At 58.9% G+C, this 24,146-nt stretch carries 25 protein-coding genes and 1 pseudogene; 17 read left to right on the top strand and 9 right to left on the bottom strand.

Annotation, left to right across the window (positions count from 1 at the left end):
• Positions 1 to 31: 31 nt before the first annotated feature.
• Positions 32 to 985, bottom strand: a complete 954-nt coding sequence (locus ACESYO_RS06570; protein WP_058965126.1) for a S1 RNA-binding domain-containing protein — start codon at positions 983 to 985, stop codon at positions 32 to 34.
• Between the two features lie 158 nt (positions 986 to 1,143).
• Here ACESYO_RS06570 and ACESYO_RS06565 point away from each other — a divergent pair, with 158 nt between their 5' ends.
• From ACESYO_RS06565 to ACESYO_RS06540, 6 genes are read left to right on the top strand one after another with little or no spacing between them, the layout of a single operon-like run.
• Complete coding sequence (locus ACESYO_RS06565; protein ID WP_058965125.1) at positions 1,144 to 1,329, top strand: DUF951 domain-containing protein; 186 nt, start codon at positions 1,144 to 1,146, stop codon at positions 1,327 to 1,329.
• A gap of 45 nt (positions 1,330 to 1,374) precedes the next feature.
• Positions 1,375 to 2,451, top strand: coding sequence for a peptide chain release factor 1 (prfA, locus tag ACESYO_RS06560; RefSeq protein ID WP_373209622.1), 1,077 nt, complete (start codon positions 1,375 to 1,377; stop codon positions 2,449 to 2,451).
• 5 nt (positions 2,452 to 2,456) lie between these two features.
• Positions 2,457 to 3,476: an L-threonylcarbamoyladenylate synthase gene (locus ACESYO_RS06555; RefSeq protein WP_373209621.1), complete on the top strand. Its 1,020-nt coding sequence runs from the start codon at positions 2,457 to 2,459 to the stop codon at positions 3,474 to 3,476.
• Positions 3,473 to 4,072: a dephospho-CoA kinase gene (gene coaE / locus ACESYO_RS06550; RefSeq protein WP_058965122.1), complete on the top strand. Its 600-nt coding sequence runs from the start codon at positions 3,473 to 3,475 to the stop codon at positions 4,070 to 4,072. Before ACESYO_RS06555 ends, coaE begins: the two co-directional genes overlap by 4 nt.
• The gene (locus tag ACESYO_RS06545; protein WP_242868394.1) at positions 4,073 to 4,669 is read left to right on the top strand and encodes a lytic transglycosylase domain-containing protein; all 597 of its coding nucleotides are present in this window, start codon (positions 4,073 to 4,075) and stop codon (positions 4,667 to 4,669) included. It begins immediately after the preceding gene.
• A gap of 3 nt (positions 4,670 to 4,672) precedes the next feature.
• The gene (locus ACESYO_RS06540; protein WP_373209620.1) at positions 4,673 to 6,079 is read left to right on the top strand and encodes an aminopeptidase; all 1,407 of its coding nucleotides are present in this window, start codon (positions 4,673 to 4,675) and stop codon (positions 6,077 to 6,079) included.
• A 107-nt stretch (positions 6,080 to 6,186) separates the two neighbouring features.
• On the opposite strand, the gene ACESYO_RS06535 is transcribed toward ACESYO_RS06540, so the two are convergent.
• The 5 genes from ACESYO_RS06535 to ACESYO_RS06515 all read right to left on the bottom strand — a co-directional run bounded on the left by ACESYO_RS06535 (position 6,187) and on the right by ACESYO_RS06515 (position 10,408).
• Positions 6,187 to 6,564: a PH domain-containing protein gene (locus tag ACESYO_RS06535; RefSeq protein ID WP_058965120.1), complete on the bottom strand. Its 378-nt coding sequence runs from the start codon at positions 6,562 to 6,564 to the stop codon at positions 6,187 to 6,189.
• Positions 6,565 to 6,680: 116 nt separating this feature from the next.
• Complete coding sequence (locus ACESYO_RS06530; protein ID WP_373209619.1) at positions 6,681 to 7,355, bottom strand: ABC transporter ATP-binding protein; 675 nt, start codon at positions 7,353 to 7,355, stop codon at positions 6,681 to 6,683.
• A complete protein-coding gene (locus ACESYO_RS06525; RefSeq protein ID WP_373209618.1) occupies positions 7,348 to 7,848 on the bottom strand; it encodes a hypothetical protein in 501 nt (166 codons plus the stop codon). The genes ACESYO_RS06530 and ACESYO_RS06525 overlap by 8 nt, the downstream gene beginning before the upstream one ends.
• A gap of 63 nt (positions 7,849 to 7,911) precedes the next feature.
• Positions 7,912 to 9,057: an ABC transporter permease gene (locus tag ACESYO_RS06520; protein WP_373209617.1), complete on the bottom strand. Its 1,146-nt coding sequence runs from the start codon at positions 9,055 to 9,057 to the stop codon at positions 7,912 to 7,914.
• A gap of 13 nt (positions 9,058 to 9,070) precedes the next feature.
• Positions 9,071 to 10,408 (bottom strand): efflux RND transporter periplasmic adaptor subunit, encoded by a 1,338-nt coding sequence (locus ACESYO_RS06515; protein ID WP_276872081.1) that lies wholly within the window; start codon positions 10,406 to 10,408, stop codon positions 9,071 to 9,073.
• A gap of 11 nt (positions 10,409 to 10,419) precedes the next feature.
• Here ACESYO_RS06515 and ACESYO_RS06510 point away from each other — a divergent pair.
• Together ACESYO_RS06510 and ACESYO_RS06505 are read left to right on the top strand one after the other, a co-directional pair.
• Positions 10,420 to 10,815, top strand: a pseudogene (locus tag ACESYO_RS06510) (transposase); the annotation flags it as partial.
• A gap of 162 nt (positions 10,816 to 10,977) precedes the next feature.
• A complete protein-coding gene (locus tag ACESYO_RS06505) occupies positions 10,978 to 12,219 on the top strand; it encodes a hypothetical protein (protein WP_276870857.1) in 1,242 nt (413 codons plus the stop codon).
• Here ACESYO_RS06505 and ACESYO_RS06500 read toward each other — a convergent pair whose 3' ends face one another.
• The 3 genes from ACESYO_RS06500 to ACESYO_RS06490 all read right to left on the bottom strand — a co-directional run bounded on the left by ACESYO_RS06500 (position 12,220) and on the right by ACESYO_RS06490 (position 13,974).
• On the bottom strand, positions 12,220 to 13,023 hold the full coding sequence (locus ACESYO_RS06500) for an HAD-IIB family hydrolase (RefSeq protein WP_276870856.1): 804 nt from the start codon (positions 13,021 to 13,023) through the stop codon (positions 12,220 to 12,222).
• A gap of 164 nt (positions 13,024 to 13,187) precedes the next feature.
• Positions 13,188 to 13,451, bottom strand: coding sequence for a TIGR04076 family protein (locus ACESYO_RS06495; RefSeq protein ID WP_058965113.1), 264 nt, complete (start codon positions 13,449 to 13,451; stop codon positions 13,188 to 13,190).
• Positions 13,438 to 13,974 carry an HD domain-containing protein gene (locus tag ACESYO_RS06490; protein WP_276870852.1) on the bottom strand — a complete coding sequence of 179 codons (537 nt, stop codon included), beginning with the start codon at positions 13,972 to 13,974 and terminating at the stop codon, positions 13,438 to 13,440. Before ACESYO_RS06490 ends, ACESYO_RS06495 begins: the two co-directional genes overlap by 14 nt.
• Before the next feature lie 314 nt (positions 13,975 to 14,288).
• On the opposite strand from ACESYO_RS06490, the gene ACESYO_RS06485 reads away from it, so the two are divergent.
• From ACESYO_RS06485 to cutC, 9 genes are all read left to right on the top strand, one after another.
• Positions 14,289 to 16,670: a DUF4125 family protein gene (locus ACESYO_RS06485; RefSeq protein WP_373211224.1), complete on the top strand. Its 2,382-nt coding sequence runs from the start codon at positions 14,289 to 14,291 to the stop codon at positions 16,668 to 16,670.
• 39 nt (positions 16,671 to 16,709) lie between these two features.
• Positions 16,710 to 17,540: a MerR family transcriptional regulator gene (locus ACESYO_RS06480; protein WP_276870850.1), complete on the top strand. Its 831-nt coding sequence runs from the start codon at positions 16,710 to 16,712 to the stop codon at positions 17,538 to 17,540.
• A gap of 340 nt (positions 17,541 to 17,880) precedes the next feature.
• Positions 17,881 to 18,171, top strand: a complete 291-nt coding sequence (eutM, locus tag ACESYO_RS06475; RefSeq protein ID WP_058965109.1) for an ethanolamine utilization microcompartment protein EutM — start codon at positions 17,881 to 17,883, stop codon at positions 18,169 to 18,171.
• A gap of 66 nt (positions 18,172 to 18,237) precedes the next feature.
• Positions 18,238 to 19,197, top strand: coding sequence for a DMT family transporter (locus ACESYO_RS06470; RefSeq protein WP_373211223.1), 960 nt, complete (start codon positions 18,238 to 18,240; stop codon positions 19,195 to 19,197).
• Between the two features lies 1 nt (position 19,198).
• Complete coding sequence (locus ACESYO_RS06465; protein WP_058965107.1) at positions 19,199 to 19,483, top strand: hypothetical protein; 285 nt, start codon at positions 19,199 to 19,201, stop codon at positions 19,481 to 19,483.
• A 17-nt stretch (positions 19,484 to 19,500) separates the two neighbouring features.
• Complete coding sequence (locus ACESYO_RS06460; RefSeq protein WP_058965106.1) at positions 19,501 to 19,797, top strand: BMC domain-containing protein; 297 nt, start codon at positions 19,501 to 19,503, stop codon at positions 19,795 to 19,797.
• Between the two features lie 33 nt (positions 19,798 to 19,830).
• Positions 19,831 to 20,142 (top strand): BMC domain-containing protein, encoded by a 312-nt coding sequence (locus ACESYO_RS06455; protein WP_058965105.1) that lies wholly within the window; start codon positions 19,831 to 19,833, stop codon positions 20,140 to 20,142.
• Between the two features lie 27 nt (positions 20,143 to 20,169).
• Positions 20,170 to 21,549 (top strand): aldehyde dehydrogenase family protein, encoded by a 1,380-nt coding sequence (locus ACESYO_RS06450; RefSeq protein ID WP_276870845.1) that lies wholly within the window; start codon positions 20,170 to 20,172, stop codon positions 21,547 to 21,549.
• Positions 21,550 to 21,576: 27 nt separating this feature from the next.
• The gene (gene cutC, locus ACESYO_RS06445) at positions 21,577 to 24,132 is read left to right on the top strand and encodes a choline trimethylamine-lyase (RefSeq protein WP_276870844.1); all 2,556 of its coding nucleotides are present in this window, start codon (positions 21,577 to 21,579) and stop codon (positions 24,130 to 24,132) included.
• Positions 24,133 to 24,146: the final 14 nt, after the last annotated feature.

Here is a 24,146-nt window from a genome sequence, read left to right as displayed (position 1 = left end):
ACACTTCCTTTTCTTAGGTGTACTGTTACTATTATAAAAGGATTTGTTCGCCTGCGCAAGGCCCGGCAGCTGCCCGGGCTTCGGTTTCAAATTCCGTTTCGATGTGCTTGCGGCTGAAGGGGGTGGAATAGACCCAGCGGTCGATGTGACCCTCGGTTTGGGTGTAGGGCAGGGCAAAGCGCAGCGGCTCGCTCAGCTCCCGGTTCACGATCACCAGCTTCAGCTTCATTTTATCCGGCAGAATGCTCTTGATGTAAACGCTCACCGGCTGGCCCAGCCGCAGCCCTTCGGTGCGCTCGGCAAGGCCCGCCAGATTGGGTGCGATCTCGATGAACACCCCATAGTCCTCGATGCTTCGCACAATGCCCACCACCGTTTCGCCTACGGCAAACCGGCCCGCGTTTTCCTGCCAGGTGCCCAGCAGCTCCCGCAGACTCAGCACCAGCCGGCCCTGTTCGTCCCGGCTTTTGATCACGCAGAACAGATCCTCCTCCAGCTGTACCCGGTCCGCCGGGCTCTGGATGCGGGAGACGGAAAGGCAGTCGATGGGCAACAGGGCGCTGATGCCGCAGCCCACATCGCAAAAGGCCCCGAAGGATTCGATATGGGTCACCCGGCAGGGCAGAATGTCTCCGGGCTGCAGCCGGTCCAGATACTCCTCCCGGCAGCGGCGCTGGGCCAGCCGGCGGGAAAGCCGCCAGGCTCCGTCCGCCCCCGGGGCTCCGGTGATCACAAAACAGGTGGGCCGCCCCACCCGGGTGAGCACCGCAATCTCCCGCACCTGGCCGGAGTCGATGCCGTCGGCGCAGTCGTCGTGCTCCATGTAGGCGGGTTGGCCGTTCAAATCCAGACGCAGCCGCTGCTGGCGGTCGAAGGCAAGGGCCGTGGCCTGCAGCACCTCGCCTCGGGTCAGCGCCTGGGCCAGCTGGGCACTGCTCAGTTCACACGCGGGGCGGCAAAGCCCCTCCGGTTTATATTCCACCATGAATCCTCATCCTCATTTCTACTGGTTTCAGATTGCGGCCGCGGCCGCTTAAAAAAATATATGCACCCGTCGGGTGGGATATTTGCAAATTCCGCAAGATAGGGTATAATGTATTAGTTAACGGCTGTATGCCGGAAAAACACAAAAGGAGGCCGCCTATGGACGTTCGTGTTGGGGATCAGATCCTCACCAAAAAGCCCCATCCCTGCGGAGCAAGCTGCTTCGATGTGCTGCGTGTGGGCATGGATTTCAAGATCCGCTGCACCGGCTGCGGCCGCGAGGTCATGGTGCCCCGGGCCAAGATCGAAAAGAACATCAAAAAGATCCTGCGCGGCGAAGAATAGCGGCTGGCGTTTCTTTTCATTTTTCACAAAAAGGAGAAACTGCCCATGCTGGAAAAACTGCGCGATGTACGCCTTCGTTACGACGAGGTGAACCGCCGATTGCAGGACCCCGCTACCGTCAGCGACAACAAGCTGTTCCGGGATCTGATGCGGGAATACAAGAATCTCACGCCCCTGATCGAGGCGATGGACGAATACGAGCAGGCCGAAGAAGCCTGCCGGGAGGCGAAGGAGCTGCTGGACGAAGGCGGCCTGGAGCCGGACTTTAAGGAAATGGTACAGCAGCAGCTGACCGAAAACAAGGAAAAGCTGGAACCTCTGGAGCAAAAACTCAAGCTGCTTTTGCTGCCAAAGGACGAAAACGACGGGAAAAACGTGATTGTGGAGATCCGCGGCGGCGCGGGCGGCGAGGAAGCGGCCCTGTTCGCCCACAGCCTGTTCCGGATGTACAGCATGTATGCCGCCACCAAAGGCTGGACCTACGAGGTGCTGAGCCTGAACGAGACCGAGCTGGGCGGCATCAAGGAGATTGTGTTCTCGCTGCAGGGCGAGGGCGCTTACAGCCGCCTGAAATTCGAGAGCGGCGTGCACCGGGTGCAGCGGGTGCCGGAAACCGAGACCCAGGGCCGCATCCACACCTCCACCGTCACTGTGGCGGTCATGCCCGAAGCGGAAGAGGTGGATCTGGAGCTGGACATGAACGATCTGAAGATCGACACCTTCCGTTCCTCCGGCGCCGGCGGCCAGCACATCAACAAGACCTCCAGCGCCATCCGGGTGACCCACCTGCCCACCGGCATGGTGGTGGAATGCCAGGACGAGCGCAGCCAGTACAAAAACAAGGACAAAGCCCTGAAGGTACTGCGCAGCCGCCTGCTGCAGCAAAAGCAGCAGACCCAGAAGGACGCCATCGACGCGGATCGCCGCAGCCAGGTTGGCACCGGCGACCGCTCCGAGCGTATCCGCACTTATAACTTCCCCCAGGGGCGGCTCACCGATCACCGCATCGGGCTGACCCTGTACAAGCTGGACAGCATCATGGACGGCGCGCTGGACGAGGTTCTGGACGCGCTGATCACCACCGACCAGGCGGAAAAGCTGAAAGCGGCAGAAAAGGAATGAGCTCCATGGAAACCTTATTGGAAAAAGCAAACGAAGCCTCCATCGCCAAAGCGGCGGAGCTTCTGAAACAGGGTGAAATCGTGGCGATTCCCACCGAAACGGTGTACGGCATCGCTGCCAGCGCCTTCGACGGCAACGCCGTCAAAAAAATCTTTGAGGCCAAGGGCCGCCCGCAGGATAATCCGCTGATTGTTCACATCGACCGGCTGGAAATGCTGGATGGTCTGGTAAGTCGGGTGCCGGAGGGGGCCAGAAAGCTGGCTGAAGCCTTCTGGCCCGGCCCGCTTACCATCATCATGCCCCGGGGCGACAAGGTGGCCGATGAGGTCTGTGCCGGACTGGATACCGTGGCCATCCGCATGCCCAGCCATCCGGTGGCCCGGGCGGTCATTGCCGCCAGCGGTCTGCCGTTGGCGGCGCCCTCGGCAAACCTTTCCGGCAGCCCCAGCCCCACCTGCGCTCACTATGTGATGAGCGATATGGACGGCCGTCTGCCCCTGATTCTGGACGGCGGCGACTGCCAGGTGGGCGTGGAATCCACCGTCATCACGCTGGCAGGGGATACTCCCATGCTGCTGCGCCCCGGCTACATCACCAAGGAACAGATGGAGCAGGTGCTGGGCGAAGAGGTTGTTTTGTCCGGCGCGATTCTGGCAAAACTGAAGGAAGGGGAGACCGCCCGTTCTCCCGGAATGAAATATAAGCACTATGCCCCCAAGGCGGAGGTGACCATCGTCAAGGGCGATCTGGCTGCCTTTGCCGCCTATGTGGAGCAGCACAAGGCGGAGCATACCCTCTGCCTGTGCTTCACCGGTGAAGCAGAGCAGCTGCCTGTACCCTGTGTGGAATACGGTGCGAAGGAAAGCGGAGCCGAGCAGGCTCACGCTCTGTTCACCGCCCTGCGCCGGCTGGACGAGCTGGGGGCAAAACAGGTGTTTGCCCGCTGCCCGGCGGATACCGGTGTATCGCTGGCAGTGTATAACCGACTGCTGCGCGCCGCCGCTTTCCGGGTGGTGGAAGCATGAGAACCATTGGCATTACCGGCCGATCCGGCTGCGGCAAATCCACCGTATCGGCCCATTATCGCGCCCTGGGCTACCGGGTAGCGGATGCGGATCTGGTGGCGCGGCAGGTGTTGGAACCGGGTTCCGCCTGCATCCCGTTGCTGGTGGAGCAGTTCGGCGCGGACATCCTGGACGAAGAGGGCGGCATTCAGCGCCGCCTGCTGGCAGACCGGGCCTTCGCCCGGCCGGATGGCTCCCAGCGTCTGGTGAGCATCACCCACCCGGAGATCGTGCGTCGTCTGCTGCAGGAGGGCGAAGAGGCTCGGCAGGCAGAGCAGGATGTGTTTTTTGTGGATGGTGCGGTCATTGTGGGCGCACCCTTTGAACCCTATTGCGATGGGATCATACTGGTGAGCGCACCGCTGGAGGAATCCGTCCGGCGCATCTGCGCCCGGGACGGCATCTCCGAAGAATCCGCCCGCCGCCGGTTGGATGCCCAGCTGAGCGAGGAGACCCTGCGGGCCGCCTGCGCCTGGGAGATCCGAAACGACAGCACACTGACCGGCCTGCTGGAGCAGGCGGATCGGGTGCTGGAACACCTGAAAGGTGGGATGTGATTGTTGAAACGATACGGCAAGGCTCTGCTTTTCTTGGTGCTGGGCCTTGTGGCAGCTGTATTGCTGGCGCTGCCGCTGATCCGTGCAGGTTTGCACAAGCTGGATCTGGCGCGCTACCCCCAAAAGTATCAGGAGCTGGTGGAGCAGTATGCTCTGGAAAATCAGGTGGACCCGCTGGTGCTGTACAGCGTGATCCGCACCGAAAGCGGGTTTGACCCGCAGGCGGAGTCCAACGTGGGTGCACGGGGCCTGATGCAGATCACGGAAGAGACCTTCTGGTGGATCAAAAGCAAGATTGCGCCAAAGGAGGATCTGGATTTCGAGGATCTGTATGACCCGGAGACCAACATTCGCTTCGGCTCCTATTATTTGGCCGCCTGCCTGAATCGGTATGAAAACGATCTGGCCACCGCGGCGGCCGCCTATCACAGCGGCTGGGGAACGGTGGACGGCCTGCTGGAGCAGGAGGCCTATTCGGCCGACGGCGCAGTGCTGCACACCTTCCCCTATGAACAGATGAAACTGTATGTGTACAAGATCACACATGCGTTCCAAAAATATCAAACGCTGTATTCCAGCGTGGAAATCGAGGGATAACCAATGAGCAAGGAAAAGACCAAGGGCCAGCAGCTGGCCGATGAGCTGTTCTACGAAGCGCCTCTGGCGGCGGACAGCGCAGCCGATGCCTTTGAAAAGGCAAATGCCTTCTGCGAGGGCTACAAGACCTTCCTGGACGAGGGCAAGACCGAGCGCGAGTGCACCAGCTATGCGGAGAAGATGCTGGTGGAAGCGGGCTACAAGCCCTTTGAGCCCGGCGTGGTATACCAGCCCGGCGACAAGATCTACACCGTGAACCGCGCCAAGAGCATTCTGGCCGCCACCATCGGCACCAAGAGCATGGCCGAGGGTATGCACCTGAACATCGCCCATGTGGATGCTCCCCGCCTGGATCTGAAGCCCAACCCCCTGTACCAGAGCGCCGATCTGGCCCTGCTGCAGACCCACTACTATGGCGGCATCCGCAAGTACCAGTGGCCCACCCTGCCTCTGGCTCTGCACGGCGTGGTGTTCAAGAAGAACGGCGAGAAGGTGGAGATCAACATCGGCGAGAAGCCCGGCGATCCCGTTTTCTGCATCACCGATCTGCTGCCTCATCTGGGCGCGGATCAGAATGCCCGCAAGCTGAGCGAGGGCATCACCGGCGAGGAGCTGAACATTGTGGTCGGCTCTCTGCCCTACGAGGACGAGGAAGTGAAGGATCGGGTCAAGCTGCTCACCATGAAGCTGCTGAACGAGATGTACGGCATCACCGAGCGGGACTTCAACCGTGCCGAGATCGAGGCTGTGCCCGCCCAGAAGGCCTGCGACGTGGGCTTTGACCGTGGTCTGGTTGGCGCTTACGGTCAGGATGACCGCATCGACGCTTACCCGGCTCTGGTGGCGGAGATCGAGACCAAGAACCCTGCCTTTACCACCGTCTGCGTGCTGACCGATAAGGAAGAGATCGGCTCCGACGGCCCCACCGGCCTGGCCAGCATGTATGTGTTCCACTTCATGCAGCAGCTGTGCGCTGCCCATGGTGTGGACAGCATCACCTGCTTCAAGGCTTCCAAGTGCCTGTCTGCCGACGTGACCGCGGCTTACGATCCCACCTTCTCCAGCGCCTTCGAGCCCCAGAACAGTACATACGCCGGCAAGGGCGTGGCTCTGGCCAAGTACACCGGTTCCCGCGGCAAGGGCGGCGCCAACGATGCCAGCGCCGAGCTGGTAAGCTACTTCACCCGCATTTTTGACGATGCCGGCGTGGTGTGGCAGCTGGGCGAGATGGGCAAGGTCGATCAGGGCGGCGGCGGCACCGTTGCCAAGTATGTGGCGGCCCACGACATCGACACTCTGGATGTGGGTGTGCCGGTGCTGAGCATGCACTCTCCCTTCGAGCTTGCCTCCAAGGTGGATATCTACATGGCTTACAAGGCATTCAAGGCCTTCAACGAGGCGCAGGAATAATTTGCCTTTTGCGCAGCAGAACAAAAAGAACAGGGGTGCTTCCCGATTCGGGAAGCACCCCTGTTCTTTCTGCGCCAAAAGCGGCGAAAGGTATGCGTTAAAAAGACTTATTTCAGCGTATAGGTGCTGATGCAGCGGCACAGTGCGCCCACATCGGTTCTGGCGGCAAACTCGAATCGGATCTTACCCAGGCCGCTGAACCAGAGCTCCAGCTCACTGTCGATATCCAGCACGCCGGCAGTCTCCACCGAGAAGGCTTGAATCTTGCTGTAGGGCAGGGAAGAGATGTCCTTTTTCTTGCCGGTCAGCCCCTGAAGGTTGATGGCGAAGATACGGCGGTTGGTGAACACAATGGCATCCCGCACTGTTTTGTAGGCCTGAATGATCTCTTCGTCCGGGATCATCATGGGCTGCAGCATTGCCAGATAGGCGGAAGGATCGGCAGCGGCAAGCTTGTAAGCAGTGGGATTTTTAAAATCGATCATGACCAGAACCTCCAATGTGTGAAAAGATGATGGGAAGAAGTTTCCCTTTTTCTCTTGATTACCATATTTTCCCGATTTCGTCAAGAGAAAATCAACGGAAGGCTGCGCCAACAAGCTCATTGGTCGGTGAGCACGCCGTCGCGCAGATGCAGGATACGGCTTGCAGCGGAGGCCACCGTCAGGTCATGGGTAATCTGGATGATGGTGTGCCCCTGCCGGTTCAGCTGGCGGAACAATTCCAGAATCTCCCGCCCGGTGCGGGTGTCCAGTGCGCCGGTGGGTTCGTCGGCCAAAAGGAGGGCAGGCTTGCCCACCAGTGCACGGGCAATGGCTACCCGCTGCTGCTGGCCGCCGGAAAGCTGATTGGGCCGGTGCCGAAGCCGGTCCCCGAGACCCATGGCGGTCAGACTTTCCACGGCCAGCGGGGCTGCCTGCTGATGGGAAAAGCCCCGCAGCAGCAGCGGCATCATCACATTTTGCAGCACGTCGTACTGGGCCAGAAGGTGATAGCGCTGAAAGATGAAGCCGATTTTTCGATTGCGCAGCGCGGCCAGCTGCCGGGCGTCCAGGCGGAACACGTCCTCTCCGTCCAGCGAATAGCTGCCCCGGTCGGCGGTGTCCATACACCCGATGATGTTCATCAGTGTGGATTTGCCGCTGCCGGATACACCCAGAATCGAAATGAATTCGCCGGCCTGCACGGTAAGGCTTACCTGTTTCAGCACCTGCACCCGCTCTTCACCCATGGAGTAGCTTTTGTCGATATCCTGCAGCCGCAGTATATCACTCATACAGAACCACCTCGGTGACCTGCCCGTTCTCGTTGACGAATACGACCAGGATGCTGCCCTTCTGGATATCGGTGAGCTGCTTTTCCTCGCCGCTTGCACCGGTGATCTTCAGCCCGCCGGGGATCACCACGGATTTGCTTTCGCCGGTATAGTCCAGCTCGGTGCGCTCGCTGGCGCCGGTCTGACCACCGGCTTCACCGGCCTCCATGGCAGGAGCCATGACTGCGGCGGCCACTTCGCCGTCTGCGTTTTCCGGTGCGCTGGCGGCCTCGTCCTCGCCGGGCAGCTTGGCCAGATCCAGCGTCAATTCATTGCCGGCCACCTCACTCACCCGGCCGTACAGAAGCTCCAGATTCTGGGAAGAGGCACTTGCGCTGGAAGAACTGCTCTGAGAATTACTGCCGGGCTGGGAATCAGGCGTAGCGCCTTTGCAGGCAGTCAGGCAGGCGGCCATCAGGATGGACAGGGCAATTGCAAAAATCTTGTTTTTCATGGTTCAAAACTCCTTTTTGTTTTGTTTGTTTTATTCATAACTCAAAGCATCCACCGGTTTCAGTCAGGATGCTTTCCAGGCGGGATAAAAACCGAACGCCGCGCTTGTGAGGATGGCGAACACGAAGGCTACAACTGCGCCCTGCACGGAAGGGGCAAGCGGCATGCCGGTGAAGCGAAGCGCCCAAAGACCTGCGGCGCTGCATACGTGCCCCAAAAGACCGCCCACCAGCCCAATGGAGACCGATTCCAGCAGAAATTGCAGAAGAATGGTTTCGGCCCGTGCGCCAAGGGCTTTCAGCACGTCAATTTCCCGGGTGCGATCCTTGATGGTCACGAACAACACGTTCATGATGCCGATGCCGCCTACCGTCAGCACGATCATGGCCACTGAAATCAGCAGCATGCTCATGGTCCGCGCCGAGCGGGTCGCCGCTTCAATGCGGCTGCCCGCGTTTTCCACCTTGTATTTGTGGGCGTCGTTCATGTAATGGTTCATGGTGCTTTGAATCCGCTTCATGGCGCTTTCCACCTGACGGATGCTGGTGGCCTTGGCTGTGAGCTGCGGAACCGCGCCTTCGCCGCTCAGCTTGCAGTCCTCCATGGTGTTCCAGGGCAGATAGATGGCGTTGTCGTTGTCCACCCCCTTCAGCCCGTCGCCGCTCTGTTGCAGAACACCCACCACGGTAAACCAGTTTTCTCCGATGCGCAGCTTGCGGCCGTCGGCTTCGGCGGCGCTGCCAAAATATTTTTCTGCGATCCTGCCGCCGATGATTGCCACCCGGCGGCTGCTGTCGAAATCCTCTTCGGTAAAATCGCCGCCCGCGGCGAATTCCAGCGAGAACACCTGGCTGTATTCCGGGGTCACGCCGGTCACGGTGAGATATTCCTCGGTGCGGCCCAGCTGCACCTTGGCGCTGGTCTCGTTTCGCAGGCAGACCGAGGAGAGCGCAGGGTTTTCCTCACGAATGGATTCCATCAGCTGCGGGGTCAGTTTTTCCAGGCGGCTGGTATCGAAGCTGTCCTGCATCTGCTGGTAGTCCAGATTCACAAAGATCGTATCGGCAGACATGCCGGAATACTGGGCTTCCGCCTCATCCTTCGCACCCTGACCGATGGCGGTCACCAGAACGATGGTGGCGGTGCCCACGATAATGCCCAGACTGGTGAGCAGAACGCGGCCCTTGTTTTGCAGGGCGTTCGTCCGCACCAGCCGGAGCAGCTCACTGATCCTTATACACTTCCTCCACCAGAACCACGTCGCCGTCCTTCAATCCGCTCTGGATTTCGGTAAGGCGGCCGTTGGAAAAGCCGGTGGTCACCGGCTGGCGGCGCAGAGCATTGTTTTCGTCCGCCAGGAACACATAGCTTTCACCCGCATCAAACTGGATGGCTTTGTTGGAAACGGTAAGCACGTCTTTTTTCTCTTTTATGATCAGGGTGGCGTTTGCGCCCATGCCGTCATACAAGGGCTGCTCGCCCGGCTCGAAGGATGCGGACACCTCGAACTTTCCTGCGTCATTCTGAATCTTGGAAACCGACTGAACGGTGCCGGAAAAAGTGGCTTCCGGGTAAGCATCCACATAGAAGGTAAGTGCCTGGCCCGGCTGCACCTGACCCACATCCACCGGATCAATCTGCAGAACAAGACTGCGCTGTGTCTCGTCACCGATCTTTGCCAAGGGTGTGGCCGGGTCGGCTGCTGTGCCGCTGGTTCCGCCCAATGCGGTCACGATTCCCGGCCGATCCGCTCGCAGTGTGGGATCGTTGCACAGCTGCAACAACTCGTCATAGCTTTTCTGTGCCTTGTCCCGTTCCAGCTCGGCGGCTTTGCGCTGGCTTTCCAGAGTGGTCTGATCCGCCGCGGCCTGCTGCCGAAGTGTTTCGATCTGCCGATCCTCCTCCTGCCGCAAGGCCTGCCGGGCTTCGTCGCTTTCCCGCAGCTTTTGTTCCGCCTGATCCAGCTGGCTTTGCACCTGATCACCGGCACTTTTGGCTTCGTCGGCCTGCCGCTGCTTTTCCGCAGCCTGGCCCTCATAATCGGCGGCGGCCGCTTCATCGCGGGTGCGCTGTACGTCAGCGATGTCCACCTCGTTCTGGGCAAGCTTGCGGCGGGCTTCCTGAAGCTGCTCATCGGGAGCGCCCTGTGCGATCAGTCCGTCCAGCTCCTGCTGCAGCTGAGCCCGCTGTCCCTCCAGCTGGCTGAGTCGGCTGTCGCAGTCCGCAATCACCTGGGCACGCTGCTGCTGTTTGTCCAGCAGTTCCTCGGCTTCCTGCCGGGCGGTCTGCTCGGTCTGGCGGTGCCCGTTCAGCTGGTTTTTCAGCGTCTGCTTTTCCGTTTCCAGAGCTTCCTGCTCTGCGCTTTTCTGCTCGCTGCCCGAGGCACGCAGCTGGTCGATCTTCTGCTGCAGCTGTGCGTCGGCGTCCGTTTTCTGTTGGGTCAGGCGATCCAGCTCGCTCTGCTTCTGAGCCAGCAGGAGCTTGCTCTCCTGGGCCAGGCGCTGCAAATCTTCCAGGTCATACTCCGCCAGAATATCACCTTCTGCGACCTGATCGCCCACGTTCACCTTATCTGGTCAGCTACACAATCTCAGAACGACCTGCCCTGAGCATGGTAACCACCATGTTGAAGAAAGCTTTTGAAACGATACCGGACAAGATCGATCTGATTCTGCATTCTGACCAGGGCTGGCAATACCAACACAGGCAGTATCAGCAGATGTTAAAACGCAAAGGCATTCGGCAAAGCATGAGCCGCAAAGGAAATTGTCTGGACAACGCTGTCGTGGAAAATTTCTTTGGATTACTCAAAAGTGAGCTGCTGTACCTGCAAAAATTTGATTCCATGGAGCACTTCAAGCAGGAACTGATAGACTATCTTGATTACTACAACAACCGCAGAATTAAGGCAAAGCTAAAGGGCTTGCCGCCTGCAATACACAGACAACAAGCCCTTTCGGCTTCTTAAACAATTTTCGGTTTCAAATATTGTCTAACTTTTTGGGGGCACTTCAAAAGATTTGAGGGCCTGCCTTTTTGATGTTTGCAGTTTCGATACAATACGGTGGTGGATTTTGTGCAAACGGCTGCGCTATCCTGAAAGCAGATCAAACTCCCATGGAGGTGCAGTATGAATCGTTCCACCCTTGCAAAGATTGTTTCACCGCTGGCGCTTGCTGCCATGCTTGTGGCCTGTGGCAGCCAGCCGTCCGGCACAGAAATGGTGGTGCACCCGGCGAACGATACGCCCATTACCCACATTGCCAACTATGACATGCTTGGGGATACGGCAGCTTCCCCGGAGGGGCTGTATGAGGTGTGTTCTGTTCGATTGGGCAGCTGTAACCTTTTTTATGTGGATGCAGCCACCCGGCAGGAAACCTATTTGTGCGCTACGCCGAATTGTACCCACGATTCCGAGAGCTGCAATTCCTATCTGCCTTTGGAAGAGGGACGCTACGGTTACCAGTTGTTCTTTTTTAACGGTTATCTGTATGCGGCCCAGTGTACGCCCATTGAAAGTCAGGGTCCGTACCTGATGCGGATGGATCCGGATGGAACAAACCGGGAGATCGTTCTGGAGCTGGAGAACGGCGAGTGCTTTAGCGGAATGCTGTACGGCTATGGTGACCGGCTGCTTTTGCAGATCAGCAGGGTGGATGAGAACGGCAACAGTGAGACCTGCATGGAAATCTTTGATCCGCAGACCGGGGAACGGGAGCGTCTGTTTTCCTTGCAGTTGGAACCGGGCGGCAAAGAAAGCGCAAGCCTGATGGGCGCGGCCGGCACATCGCTGATTTTTCTGAAGAGCGACGAAGAAGGCCGTCAATATTACAAAGTGGATCTGGCAAGGGAAAATCCCACATTGGAACAGGGCCAGACCAACCTGCTTGGGCCGGAATTTGACGAGACCGGTCTTTACTGTACCGTGCAGGGAGATTATTTCTGTACCTATGACATTGCAGCGGGCCGTCTGAGTTGGGAGAACCTGCTCACTGGCCAGAAAAAGGAATTTCCACTGCCGCAGCTGAGCGGAGAGGAGACCGTTTATGGTCTGGCCCTTCTTTACGATGATCAGTTTGCTTTGTCCATGAGCAGTTCGGAAAAGGGTTCCATGAATCTTCTGCTGAACCCGGAAACCGGCGAGTCCACAGGGGTGTATTATTATCCCACCCGGGAAAGCGGCTACGATATTCTGGCGGATTTTGGCGATGAGCTGCTTTATAAAGTGCGCACCGACGAGCGGCCGCTGGAAGGTCAGGCCGCTTATGGACTGGTGGGGGAAGTGAGCTACCACAATGTGTATGCAATGGTAAGAAAGGAAGATTTCCAGAGCGGAATCCCCGGCGAGGAGATTCCGTTCCCGGAATAATCAGCATTCTAAAAGGCAGCCGGTTTCCAACAGATGTTCCAGAACTGCGGGCACACTGGTGCACTGGCGGGGCAGCTTTTCTGCCAGCCGGGGATCGGCGCTGGCCATCAGATAGGGGTGCCCGGCAGCTTCCAGCATGGGCAGATCGTTCCAGTTGTCGCCAAAGGCCAGTGTGTTTTCCAGCGGGATGCCCAGTGCACCGCACAGCTGCCGTAGGCCGATGCCCTTGTCCGCCAGCGTGAAGTCCAGCCACTCGGCCCCGGCCACAGCCATACGGAATATACCGGGCCATTTTCCGCCCAGAGCCTTTTCCGGCACAGCGGCGCCCGCCGGGCAGTAGGCGGAGATCTTGATGATGTCCTCCTTAATTTCTTCCAGAGAACGCACCACCCGCACATGATTGCCGGTGCCGTCCCGCATGCGGGCTACAAAGGAGTCGTCGCATTGGTACAGGTAGCTGCAGTTTGCGCCGGAAATCAGAACCTCGCAGCCTTCCAGCGCAAGAATATCCTGAATCAGGCCCATGGCGGGGGCGTGCTCCATCACCGTCCTGCCCAGAATCGGGGCGGCTTCCTCGGTGCCGGAACCATACAGGATTGCCCCGTTTTCACACAGATAGCACAGCTCATCCTGCACCGGGCCGAACAGTTTTCGCAGCGAATGAAACTGCCGCCCGGAAGCAGGGCAGAATCGGATTCCTTGCTGAGAAAGACGATGAATGAGCGAAAAAATGGACGGATCCAGCTGCTTTTGCCCATAGGGCAGCAGCGTGCCGTCAATGTCACTTACAATCAGTTGGATCATGGAAAATACCCCTCCTCACACATACGCCCGCCATCGGGCGTTCCTCATTGGTTATACCACATTTGAGGGGGGCCGTAAATGCCGGAATTCCGGCAGGGGTGGATAAAACAGGCCGGGTGCAAAACCACAGGAAAAGGTTTGCATCCGGCCTGTTTGCATAATGCTCAGCCATCCTCCACCTGAATGCGGAATACGTTGATCACATCCACATCCGGGCAGCAGAACAGGATGGAACCATCCGGCTGGGTGGGCAGGCTTCCGCCATAGCGAAGAATGTCAATGTAAGGAAAGGCCACATGCATGGCCATGGGGCACAGCCTGCCCCGTTCGGTGTCGAAATCAAAGGAATCGCCGATTTGGTGGCCATGATGGCAGCCTCTGCTTCCTTTCTGATCCACCAGCGTCAGTGTGATTTTAGGCTTTTTCATGGTGATCCTCCTTGGAGATGAAAACGGGATTCGGATGCAGGCACAGCTCCAGCAGCTGTTTGCCGCAGGCTGTTTCAAAAAGGCTGCAAATTGTTTTCTCCTGCTTTGCGTCCGGCCGGTTTTCATAGCAGTTTACAATCAGATCCGCCTCAATCAGCAGTTGCAGCAGTTTGCTGCGGGGGCTGGTGTAATCGTGATGCCGCAGAACCAGCTCCAGAACAGGGGCAACACTTCCCGGGCAATATCCGGCCTGCTCCAGAAAACTTCGTACCAGACGGGGCGCCTCCCGCTGCTGATTCTGCTGGCAGGCATCGCCGCTGTAATGCTCCTTGCAGAAGCGGATGGGAATGTCGTGCAAAATGGCGGCAGCCTGCAAAAGCTGGCGCTGCTCCTCATCGAGGCCTTCCGCCTCGCCCAGCAGCTTTGCAAGAGCATATACCTTTAAAATGTGCTGCGTTCGCCGCTCGTGGCCCTGTTCATAGCACAGAGCGCGGAACAGAAGGGTGGATTCGTTGCCTTGCATGAAAGAAACACCTGCTTTCCTGAATTGACTGTCTTCAGTATAGCAGAATTTGACGGGAAAATTTGTTGTAATTCCCACAGATTTCTCAAAAAGACTTGAGCGTTTGCAAGCCTTTTCCCAAAATTACCAAGCCAAACCCACAAAAGAACGGCTGTGTTTTTGTGACTTCTCTCAAAAATATGTTCCACCCTATGCAAATGCTTGCAAATGCACCGGTGATTTGCTATAAAGTGAATGGGCAATTCTGCGACGAGATACACCAAAAGACACAAAATATCGGAGGGGTCTTGCAAGTGTTTCAAATCACGGAATTTATGAAAAAACTGGACGAACTGTATCAGAAAAAGCAGTTCTCTGGCATAGAATCCTATTTGAATAATGGGATTAATGATGCGTTGGGTCGGCACGATGAGGGCACGGCCCTGATTTTGTTGAATGAATTAATGGGCTATTACCGTTCCGTCAGCCGCCATGCGGATTGCGCCGAAGCCGCTGAAAAGGCGCTGGCGCTGATTTGCTCCATGGGGCTGGAGGGAACGGTGAACCACGGCACCACCCTGCTGAATGCAGCCACCGGTCTGCGGGCGGCAGGGGAAAACGACCGGGCGGAAGAGACCTATCGGAAAGCGCAGGTCATTCTGGAAAGCCAGCTTCCGGCGGAAGATTACCGCCTGGCTTCTCTTTACAACAATATGAGTTTGCTCTATGCGGCTATGGGCCGTCTGGAGCTGGCCGCGGAATATGCCCGGAAAGCCCTGGAGCGAATTGAACAGAACCCGGATGCACAGGCGGAACTGGCAATTTCGCTTTCCAATCTGGGCGGAATGTATACCCGGCTGGGCCAGTCTGAGCGGGCGCACCGGTGTCTGGAGCGGGCGGTACGCTTGTTTGAGCAGCTGCCCGGCGGGGATGATCCTCATTATCCGGCGGCGCTTTGCGCGCTGGCGGAGCTGCATTTTCATCAGGGCGAGCCGGAAAAGTCGGCGGAGCTGTTCCGCCGTGCGCTGGGCCTGATCGAGCGGGCCTATGGCCGGAACGATGACTGGCAGACCACCCGGCGGAATCTGGCTGCAGCCGAGGATCTGATTGCCCGGCGGAATGCGGTGAAAAACAAAACCGGAATGGAGCTGGCCCGGGAGTTTTACGAACAGGCGGGCAGACCCATGCTGCAGCAGAAATACCCGGAATACGCATGCCGCATTGCGGCAGGGCTGGTGGGCGAAGGCTCGGAGTGTCTGGGCTTTGACGATGCCTTTTCGGTGGATCACGATTTTGGCCCGGGCTTCTGCCTGTGGCTGACCAGAGAGGATTATCAGGCCATCGGCAGCCGGTTGCAGGCGGATTATCAGGCACTGGCGGCCCGGTGGCCGGGCGCTCCCGCCCGAAACGTCACCCCGGAGGGCACAAACCGGGTGGGCGTGATGGAGATCGACGAATTCTTCCGCCGGTTCACCGGGCATACCCATGCGCCGAAGGCGGATTCGTGGCAGGATATCATGACCTGGAATGCCATTCCCACCGAACGGCTTGCATCAGTAATGAATGGCCAGATATTTGAGGATCCGCTGGGGGAGTTTACCCGGCGGCGGAAGAAATTTGCCAGATATCCCGAGCCGGTGCGGCTCTGTCGTCTGGGGCAGGCTCTGGGCCGGATGGCACAGGCGGGGCAGTACAATTACCCCCGGGCAAAAAAACGGCAGGATGCGGATATGATGTACGCCTGCCTGGCGGAATTTGTGTCCGCCGCACAGGAAACGGCCTATCTGCTGGATGAAACATACATGCCTTTTTACAAGTGGCGCGCCCGCGGAATGGAGCGGCTGGAGCATGCAGGCAGCCTGATTCCTCTGCTGCACCGGTTGATGGAGCGCCCTGCCGCCGACGGGCAGGAAGAGGAGACCATCGAGGCGGTGTGCGCCTGCATTGCGGCCGAGCTGAAGCGGCAGGGCCTTGCAAATGCGGAAGATACATTTTTGGAATATCACAAACGGGAGGTTTTACAGCGAATGCAGCAGATGCTTCAAAACGACGGGGCAGAGAAGGAGTGCGCTTCGATGCCGTCGAAAAAAGCCGCCCGGATCGCAGCCATTGTGGACGAGGAATGGCGGCAGTTTCAGCAGGTGCAGAACGAGGGCGGACGCGCGTCCTGTCAGGATGACCGGGACACCTTTGTGCTCATGCGTACCAGCCAGTTCACCCCCTGGGCCGAGGAGGTGCTGGCCAGCTACCAGCAGGATCTGAAGCGGGCAGGGGAAGAGGGCTGGAATCTGCTCACCGAAAAATACGCTCGCATGATGGAGCACACCGCACCACAGCAGTATGCCCGGCTGGCGGACCGTCTGCCCGAACGGAGCGCGGAGCGGCTGCAGCTGCAGGAGCTGCTGATTTCCATTATGATGCGCTGGACCCGTGAGGTGGAGCGGCGCTGCCCCCATCTGATGGGCAGAGGCCGGAACCTCTCTTCCGAGCAGGATGGGCCTTGGAACGTTTCCAGCGAGACCTATCTGCGGGGAGAACTGGGCACCTATTCCGACGAGACGCTGCGCCTTTATGCACAGATGGTGCTGGAACTGTTGTCGCAGGGAAAAAACCTGGTGGAACAGAACATGACCTGCATGGCCCGGGGCTACGGCTACCGGAGCCTGGAGGATGCTGAAAATGCCTGCGCCGCCCAGGCGTGCACAGGCAGACCCTGAGCACAACGCTCCTGTCCGAACAAGAAAGGAGACGGACTTATGGCGAAAGAACAGTTGTACACCATCGGTGAAGTGAGCAAGCTTTGCAACGTTTCCGCAAAGGCTCTGCGTTTTTACGATAAAATCGGCATGATCGCGCCGGATAAGATCAGCGAAAGCGGTTACCGGTATTATAGTCTGGACACGATTCTCTCCATCCCCATTGTGAAGTATTATAAGCAGATGGGCTTCCGGCTGGAAGAGATGCAGGGACTGGTGAACGGCGATAACTACTATGTTGTGGAAGGCAGCTTCCACAACAAAATCAACGAGCTGTGGGAACAGGAGCATGCCATCCACAACAGCTATATCGCAGTGAAGGAATGGTATGAGCTGATTCAGGAGGCCAAGGCGGTGCGCCTGAACAAGGCTCAGGAGGTGGGCATGCGCTATGTGGCGGCCGAGGACATGTGCTGCCTGGAGCAGGAGTTTGAATACCATTACATGGATTCCATCATCAACATCTCATGGGTGAATTATCTGGACTCGGTGAAAAACGAGATTTCCGGCCCGGTGATTCTGGAGTTTGACTCCTGGAAGGACAAGATGGAGGGTCATGCCACCCGGGCACGAATCATGCAAAAGCCCATCCACCGCTGCGCCTGCGGCACCAACGAAACCCGGTTCGGCGGCTTTATGGCGGCCACGCTGTATCATGTGGGCCCGCTGGAGCGCATTGAGGAAAGCTATACAAAGCTGGTGGAATGGGCTAAAGCCAAGGGTGTCAAGCTGGGGCAGCGGGTTTTTGAGCGGTATGTGGTGGACTATTGGACCACCCGCAACCGGGAGGAATTCGTTACCGAGCTGATTATTCCTCTGGAAGAAGGCTGATCCCGGGAGCATGCACCGGGCAGAAAGAAAAGGATAACCTTTCCCTAAGGGGGAAAACTGAGCGGACCGTTTTTCGGCCCGCTTTTTTTGTTTAAAAAAGGCGATTTTGCAGGATGCACGAAAGGAGCAGCTGAGATTGTGATAAATTGCACAAAGCTCTCTGACAAAGTGCCCAAAAATGAGTGGTTAAATATTTACTCAATTCCCCCTTGACCTTCCACCAATGGGCAAGCGGTATACTGAATCCACAGAAAGGCGACGGCCGGTTCCAAAAAACTATGCAGATTGCCCCGCGAACGGCCGCCGCCAAATTCCACGAAAAGCAAAAGGAGATCCAAACATGAAGTACGACGCATTGGGCATGATCGAGACCAAAGGTCTCATCGCATCGATCGAAGCAGCCGACGCCATGGTAAAGGCGGCCAACGTTACCCTGATCGGCAAGGAGCGCGTAGGCGGCGGCCTGATCACCGTTCTGGTACGCGGCGATGTGGGCGCGGTAAAAGCCGCCACCGACGCGGGCGCCGCAGCTGCCCAGCGGGTAGGCGAGCTGGTTTCCGTGCATGTGATTCCCCGCCCCCACGGTGAGGTCGAGACCATTCTGCCCACCTCGGGAAAGGCCAGCGAATGATCAAAGGAGAGAACCACTATGAACCATAGCGCCAACACGGCAAGAGCATCTCTGGCAGATGCGAAAATGAAACAGGTGAACAAAAAGTTCCGGATCACCGGCCTGACCACCGGCGCCCTGTCCGGTCTGACCTACGGCATCTACACCACTCTGGTGCTGGTGGCCGGCTACTACGAACCTCTGGTCAGCGCAGTGGGCATCCTGGCAGCGCCCTATGTCTGCTCCGGTCTGAACGACCTTTTCGCCGGAATCTGGCTCACCATCTACAACGCCAAGAAGGGCCGTCTGGCTGAGATCGGCCGCACCATCAACACCTTCCCCGGCAAGATGATGGTTCTGGGCGCGCTGCTGGGCGGTCCCATCGCCAACGGCGCTTACCTGGTGGGTCTGGCGCTGGCCGGTGCCTACGTCATTCCCATCTCCGCCACCTGCGGCCTGTTCGGCGCTCTGTTCGCCTGGATCTTCCTGAAGCAGCGGCCCACCAAGCGGGTGGTCGCCGGCATGATCATCTGCGTGAGCGGCGCGATCATCATTAACTGGGTCAAGCCGGAAGGCAGCCCCAACTTCACTCTGGGTATCATCTGCGCACTGATCGCGGCCATCTGCTGGGGCCTGGAAGGCATGCTCTCCAGCTACGGCGGCGCCATGATCGACACCGACGTTGCCACCAACATCCGCGAACTGTTCTCCGGTCTGGTTGATCTGGTCATCATCGTGCCTCTGGTTGGCGGCCTGGGTCTGCTGGGCGGCACCCTGAGCGCCGGTATGCCGGTTCTGTGGCTGGCAATTTCCGGTCTGAGCGCGGGCGCTTCCTTCCTGCTGTGGTACAAATCTAACGCCACCGTGGGCTGCGCCATCGGCATGAGCCTGAATGTGACCTATGCGTTCTGGGGCGTTCTGTTCTGCATCCTGTTCCTGAACCAGCCCGTCACTCTGACCATTGTTGTGGGTTCTGTTGTGATCATCTTCGGTGCAATCCTGGTGACCATGAACCCGCTGGACTTTTTCAAGAAAGGGGAGGCGTAACATGCTGTTGCCTGCACGAATGGCGGTGCTCAACTACCTGAGCAGCGTGGAAAACGCGGATGTAAACGAGATCATGGAGGCCATGCGCCCCCTTTACGGCAAGGAACGCCAGTTCACCAAGGACGCTTATCTGGATCATGTGATGTCGCTGGAAGCGAACGGGCTGTGCAGCCTGATCCGCTATGAGCTGGACGACAAGGACGAGCTTTCCCTCCGGTTCGCCATCAACGACGATGGCCGCGCCGCGGTGGAAAAATACGTTCCCGCAAAATACCGCAACAAGTAAAACAGGAGGAACCCTGCATGAGATATTACGGTGAAGAAGCATTGGGCCTGGTGGAGACCCTGGGCCTGGTTCCCGCTCTGGAAGCTGCCGACAAGATGCTGAAGGCGGCGGATGTGGAGCTGATCTCTTACGAGAACGTGGGCTCCACCTTGGTGACCATCATGGTCAAGGGCGATGTGGCCGCGGTTCGTTCCGCGGTGGAGGCCGGCGCCGAGGCGGCCGCCGCCATCGGTAAGCTGACCGCCAAGAACGTGATGCCCCGGCCCATCAAGGCAGTGGGCGCGATCGTGTCGGCTCACGACATCGACGCCTGACCGACCATCAACGATAGCACGAGAGGAACGACTATGGAAAGATACGAAGCCATTGGATTGATCGAGACCTTCGGCCTGGTCTTCGCCCTGGAGGCGGCAGATGCCATGTGCAAGGCCGCGGATGTGGACCTGATCGGCTATGAGAATGTGGCCTCCGGCTACATCTCCGTGGTGGTACAGGGTGATGTGGGCGCCTGCCGCACCGCAGTGGACGCGGGCGTGAAGGCGGTAAAGGCCATGGACGCCGACGTTTACAGCTCGGTGGTCATCCCCCGCCCGCACCCGGATCTGAGCAAGATCGTGGCCCGCTACAGTCTGCCCGATGACCTGCTGCCGCAGGAATAAACCGAAAGGGCATGAAGGAGCAGTGAAATGAGATCCATCGACAAAGATCTGAAAGCGGTCCAGGAAGCCCGCGTCCTGATGGAGGATGCGGCACAGGCGAAAAAAACACTGGCTCTTTTTGAACAACACCAGCTGGACCGGATCACAGAACAGATGCTGCGGGGCATCCGGCCCCGCCTGGAAGCCCTTGTTCGGCAGTCGGTGCAGGAGACGGGCCGCGGCTGTGAAGCCGACGAGCTGCGCCTGTGCCGGATGCTGGCAGAGGGCATGGAAAAAAGCCTCGCCGGTATGAAGTGCGTGGGCGTTCTGGAGCAGGACGAGAAAAATGGCCTGTTGGAAATCGGCGTGCCCATGGGCGTGATCGCGGCGGCGGTGCCGTCCATCAGCCCGGTGGCCGCGGTGCTCTGCGCGGCGGTGGCGGCGGTTAAGGCCGGGAACGCGGTGGTGTTCGCCCCGCATCCCGCAGCGGCCGGTGTTACGGCCCAGACCGCAGCCGTTCTGGCCCAGAGCGCGGAGGAGGCCGGCCTGCCCAAAGGGGCACTGGCCTGCGCGGAGACCGCCGCCCGGGAGGGTGCGCTGGCCATGTTCCGCCACCCCCACGCGGCACTGATCCTGAATATGGGACGGTGCAGCCTGCTGGAGGAGGCCGCAGCCACCGGCAAACCGGTGCTGTACGGCGGCATCGCCCCTGGCCCCGCCTTCATTGAGAAAACCGCCGATCTGGAAAAGGCGGCGGCGGACATCGTGGCCAGCCGAAGCTTCAACAACGGCATGGGCCCAGGCGGAGAACAGTATGTGGTGGCGGACAGGCAGATCGCTGAAGCTGCCACAGCGCAGCTGAAACGCCAGGGCGCCTACTTCATGACCGCGGAGGAGCAGAAGCAGCTCACGAATCTGCTGGGGCTGCATCCCCATTGCGCTGCCGGAGCCGACAAAGCCTACATCGGTAAGTCGGCCTGCTGGCTGGCGGCAAAGGCGGGCTTCACGGTGCCGGAGGGCACTCGGGTGCTGGTTTCACAGCAGGCCTACATCACCGATTACAACCCCTACGCCAACGGGCTGCTCTGCCCGGTGATGGCCTTCTACATTGAAGAGGACTGGACCCACGCCTGCGAAAAGTGCATCGAGCTTCTGGTGAACGGCAGCAAGGGCAACACCCTCACCATTCACTCCCGCGACCCGGAGGTGATCCGGCAGTTCGCACTGAAAAAGCCGGTGGGCCGGGTGCTCATCAACACCCCGGCCGTGATGGGCGCAGCGGGCGTTACCACCCGGCTGTTCCCCACGGTGATCCTGGGCAGCGTGAGCGCGGGCCAGGGCATCACGGCGGATAACATTTCCCCCATGAATCTGATTTATCGCCGAAAGGCAGCGTTCGGAATGCGCGGCTTTTCCTCGAACCAGTAACTCCACAAGAAAGAGAGGACACTGATTTTGGATATTCGAGAATTTTCCAACAAGCTTGCAGAAGCTGCAAAGAATATGACGCCGGAGGAAAAGGCGTCGCTGATGAAGATGTTTGAGTCCGTTTCCCAGGAAATCACCCGGGAAGAGGCTCCCGTCGAGAGCTGCGGCTGTGCGGCGGAGTACCCCGCTGAGGGCACCGGCATTCCCGACGGCATGACCCGCCGCCTGAAGCTGCTGAAGGAGAACTACCTGAAGCAGAAGCCCTCCATCACCACCTACCGGGCCCGCGCCATCACCAAGATCGCGGCCGAGAACCCCGGCATGCCCAAGATCGAGCTGCGCGCCAAGTGCTTCCGCTACTGCTGCGAGACCGCTCCTCTGGTCATTCAGGATAACGAGCTGATTGTTGGTGCTCCCTGCGGCGCCCCCCGCGCCGGTGCCTTCTCTCCGGATATCGCCTGGCGCTGGATGGTGGATGAGATCGACACCATCGGCACCCGCCCTCAGGACCCCTTCTACATTTCCGAAGAGGACAAGCGCATCATGCGCGAAGAGCTGTTCCCCTTCTGGAAGGGCAAATCCGTGGACGAGTACTGTGAAGACCAGTACCGTGAGGCCGGTGTGTGGGAGATGTCCGGCGAGTCCTTCGTGTCCGACTGCTCCTACCACGCTCTGAACGGCGGTGGTGACTCCAACCCCGGCTACGACGTGATCCTGATGAAGAAGGGCATGCTGGATATCCAGAACGAGGCCAAGGAGCACCTGAGCCAGCTGCACTACGAGAACCCCGAGGACATCGAGAAAATCTACTTCTACAAGTCCATCATCGACACCACCGAGGGCGTTATGATCTACGCCCGCAGAATGTCTGAGTACGCCCGCGAGCTGGCCGAAAAGGAGACCGATCCCAAGCGTAAGGCAGAGCTGTACAAGATTTCTGAGGTGAACGCCCGCGTTCCCGCTCACAAGCCCGAGACCTTCTGGGAAGCCATCCAGGCCGTGTGGACCATCGAGTCCCTGCTGGTGGTGGAGGAGAACCAGACCGGTATGTCCATCGGCCGCGTGGACCAGTACATGTACCCCTTCTACAAGGCGGACATCGAGTCCGGCCGTATGAACGAGTTCGAGGCCTTCGAGCTGGCCGGCTGCATGCTGATCAAGATGTCCGAGATGATGTGGATCACCAGTGAGGGCGGCTCCAAATTCTTCGCCGGTTACCAGCCCTTCGTGAACATGTGCGTGGGCGGTGTGACCCGTGAGGGCCGCGACGCCACCAACGACCTGACCTACCTGCTGATGGACGCCGTTCGCCATGTGAAGATCTACCAGCCTTCTCTGGCCTGCCGCATCCACAACAAGTCCCCCCGCAAGTACCTGAAAAAGATCGTGGACGTGGTTCGTTCCGGCATGGGCTTCCCCGCCTGCCACTTCGACGACACCCACATCAAGATGATGCTGGCCAAGGGCGTTTCCATCGAGGATGCCCGTGACTACTGCCTGATGGGCTGCGTGGAGCCCCAGAAGGCCGGCCGCCTGTACCAGTGGACCTCCACTGCCTACACCCAGTGGCCCATCTGCATCGAGCTGGTGCTCAACCACGGCGTGCCCCTGTGGTACGGCAAGCAGGTCTGCCCCGATATGGGCGATCTGAGCCGCTTCAAGACCTACGAGGAGTTCGAGGCCGCCGTCAAGGAAGAGATCAAGTACATCACCAAGTGGACCAGCGTGGCCACCGTCATTTCCCAGCGCGTACACCGCGAGCTGGCTCCGAAGCCCCTCATGTCCATCATGTACGAGGGCTGCATGGAGAAGGGCAAGGACGTATCCTCCGGCGGCGCCATGTACAACTTCGGCCCCGGTGTTGTCTGGTCCGGTCTTGCCACCTACGCCGACTCCATGGCCGCCATCAAGAAGCTGGTCTTTGACGAGAAGAAGTACACTCTGGAGCAGCTGAACGAGGCTCTGAAGGCCGACTTCCAGGGCTACGAGCAGATCCGCACCGACTGCCTGAACGCTCCCAAGTACGGCAACGACGACGACTACGCCGATGACATTGCCGCCGATCTGGTGAACTTCACCGAGCACGAGCACAGAAAGTACAAGACCCTGTACTCCATCCTGAGCCACGGCACCCTGTCCATCTCCAACAACACTCCCTTCGGTCAGATGACCGGCGCGTCCGCCAACGGCCGTCACGCCTGGATGCCTCTGTCCGACGGCATCAGCCCCAGCCAGGGCGCGGACTTCAAGGGCCCCACCGCCATCATCAAGTCGGTGTCCAAGATGTCCAACGACAGCATGAACATCGGCATGGTTCACAACTTCAAGATCATGGCCGGTCTGCTGGATACCCCGGAAGGCGAGGAGAGCCTGATCACTCTGCTGCGTACCGCCTGCATGTTCGGCAATGGCGAGATGCAGTTCAACTATCTGGACAACGAGACTCTGATCGAGGCCCAGAAGCATCCCGAACAGTACCGCGACCTGATCGTTCGCGTGGCCGGTTACAGCGCCTTCTTCGTGGAGCTGTGCAAGGACGTGCAGGACGAGATCATCAGCCGCACCATGCTGAACCATTTCTAATTCATTTAAAACAG

Origin of the sequence: Allofournierella massiliensis, from assembly GCF_964241245.1 — a bacterium.
GTDB lineage: Bacteria > Bacillota > Clostridia > Oscillospirales > Ruminococcaceae > Allofournierella > Allofournierella massiliensis.
Note: the sequence above shows the minus strand (reverse complement) of the source record. Positions and strands in the feature narration are given on the sequence as shown.